General features: G+C 43.7%; 1 protein-coding gene and 3 pseudogenes. 1 reads left to right on the forward strand and 3 read right to left on the reverse strand.

The genetic code is table 11. From position 1 onward, the window contains the following. Window positions 1-126 (forward strand): annotated as a pseudogene (locus FTV41_RS14255) (IS3 family transposase); the annotation flags it as partial. 40 nt (window positions 127-166) lie between these two features. Here FTV41_RS14255 and FTV41_RS14260 read toward each other — a convergent pair. The 3 genes and pseudogenes from FTV41_RS14260 to FTV41_RS14270 all read right to left on the reverse strand — a co-directional run. Continuing rightward, window positions 167-652, reverse strand: a pseudogene (locus tag FTV41_RS14260) (IS3 family transposase); the annotation flags it as partial. Between the two features lie 79 nt (window positions 653-731). Further along, a complete protein-coding gene (gene ltrA / locus FTV41_RS14265; RefSeq protein WP_179996723.1) occupies window positions 732-1,973 on the reverse strand; it encodes a group II intron reverse transcriptase/maturase in 1,242 nt (413 codons plus the stop codon). 504 nt (window positions 1,974-2,477) lie between these two features. Then, a pseudogene (locus tag FTV41_RS14270) lies at window positions 2,478-2,615 on the reverse strand (IS3 family transposase); the annotation flags it as partial.

The raw sequence follows: 2,615 nt of genomic DNA on the forward strand, positions 1-2,615 counted from the left end.
ATGATGCGTGATTTGTTGAATCGTCAAGGGCATCATATAGGACGACGTCATACACGTACTTTAATGAAGAAAATGGGTATTCAGGCGTTATATTGCAAACCAAATTTAAGCCAGGCTAATCAAGCTCTGAACCGTACCGGGTTTGTCGGAGACTTTTTTATTTAAGTTAGGCCACCTGACCTAACGGGTTAATCTTATCATAGTACATTGCTTCAAAATCAAAAGGCGATACATAACCCAGTGCACTGTGTACACGCTTTTTATTGAACCAATCTACCCAGTTGAGTGTCGCTAGTTGTACATCTGCTAAACCTTGCCAATCTGCTTTTAAATATTCAATCACCTCTGTTTTGTATAAGCCATTCACCGTTTCAGCCAGAGCATTATCGTATGAATCACCAGTTGTACCGACTGATGCTCGTAAATTTGCTGCTTCTAAACGATTGGTATAGCGAATAGAAAGATATTGAACACCTCTATCGGAATGATGAATCACATTCTTTGGCATGCCTCGATCGTGCAAGGCTTGCTCTAATGCATCGAGCACCATATCTGTATTCATCCGTGTCGATACTTTCCATCCAACAATTGCTCGTGAGAACACATCAATAATAAAGGCGGTATAGACCCAGCCTGAATTTGTTTGAATATACGGGTGAGTAGACCAAGGGAATTTCACCCTTAGCCCCTCGCAGAACCGGACATGAACCTCTCAGCTCATCCGGCTCCCATTATCCAACCGATGGTAAACATCCCATTTTCCAATGCACAAAGGCATTTGGAAAATCACGCGCAAGTCGCCCTAAGGCATATCTAGCCCGTCTTTTATGACGGGCCAAGTTTTTATACTTACGCCTCATCCAGCGTATAAGATAAGCATTCATGTGTTGCCAGATCGCTGACATTGCTGAACCATGGAATCGACCATAGTATTGCTGCCAACCTTGAAGAATTGGATTGAATATTGCAGATAAATCACTTAATTCGCGATTACACATCAGATGTAGATGCCATTTCCGAATAGTCTGTCGCATTGCTTTAAGTGCATCACGACTGACTGCAGGAGAGAAATTTACATAAACTCTTTTATACTTGTCCACAGCCTTACGGGGCCTAAACGTGTACCCGAGAAAAGTAAATTGAACATCGGGATATGCTTTACGACGATTAATATCTTGGCAATAAACAATCTTTGTCTTGTCTGGATGCAATTCGAGACCACATTCACGAAATCGTGCATCGATCTTTTGTAAAACAAGTTTGGCTTGAGATAAACTTCGGCAATGAATTACTCCATCATCCGCATAGCGGCAGAATCTTACACTCGCAAGATTCTTGGTAATCCACATGTCAAAAGCATAATGCATAAATAAATTAGCCAATAGAGGACTGATAACTCCACCTTGCGGTGTGCCGCGATTCCTTTCTAAAACTTGACCATCTACATTTTGCATAGGTGCTTTTAACCAGCGTTCTACATAGAGAAGAATCCATGGAATTTCGCAGTGTTTCTTAAGTGCACGCATGAGTAGATTATGATCAATGTTATCAAATAAACCTTTGATATCAAATTCCACAACCCAGTCATACTCCCAACTTCGTCGCCTCACCATAGCTATCGCATCATGGGCAGAACGCCCTGGACGATAGCCATAAGAGTTTGGATGAAATAGAGGATCAATCCGTGGCTCCAATATAAGCTTGACAGCTGTTTGTGCTACTCGATCCGCTACTGTTGGAATGCCTAACATACGTACCCCACCTGATTTCTTTGGAATCGGTACACCTTTGACTGGCGATGGAAAATAACTGCCTGAACAAAGTCGATTCCATAGTTTATACAGGTTGCCTTTTAAGTGGTGTTCGAATTGCTCAATAGATTCATGATCGATGCCTGCAGCACCGCCATTCTCTTTGACTTTCTTAAATGCCTCCCAGATTAACGCTTTAGGAATGTTAAATGGTTTGGTCATAAAGTTTTGCTCCTCCTGCTTGCACAGTTGACAAATCCGTAGACCTGGATAATGCAACCCCTTCGCTCCATTACCATTACAGTAACTTCAACACTACTACGAGTTGCTCCGCCCCTTGGTGACGCATTGCTATTATCAGCCTTGCCTTTTGAGCTTGTGCCTTTCGCTTGACATCGCCACCGAAGGTTCCCGCAGTTCAACGTAAGAGCCTGAATTAGGATCGCGCTGCCTCTACGCCGGACACCGAATGGCCCGTAAGCAGGTAACGGCCAAACTAATCGCGGGGTAACTTCCATCCCCGGTTTTGATGTCATTTGAGTACTTTCGACACTTGAACGGCAGTTCACTGTTGTTCGCCTTCCTAATTCTTACCTGACATCTCTACGATGCCTTTTCCATAACGCTCACGACCGGGACTTTTGATCCAAGCCGCTTATGGTGGTTTGCTACCTGCTCCTGCAAGCCGATAGCGAGGGGCCATACCCTCATCTCTTACGCCGCTTGCTGCGGCACACTAAAGTCACTCACCCACAGTTGGTCAGGATGATCAGCATTAAAATTACGTTTCACTAAATCATCTGCTCTTTTTTGATCATCTCGGCTACGGGTGGTTTGTTTATTCTTACCACGCCAAACACCTTG

It is taken from the genome of Acinetobacter sp. YH16051 (assembly GCF_013417135.1).
Taxonomy (GTDB): Bacteria; Pseudomonadota; Gammaproteobacteria; order Pseudomonadales; family Moraxellaceae; genus Acinetobacter; species Acinetobacter towneri.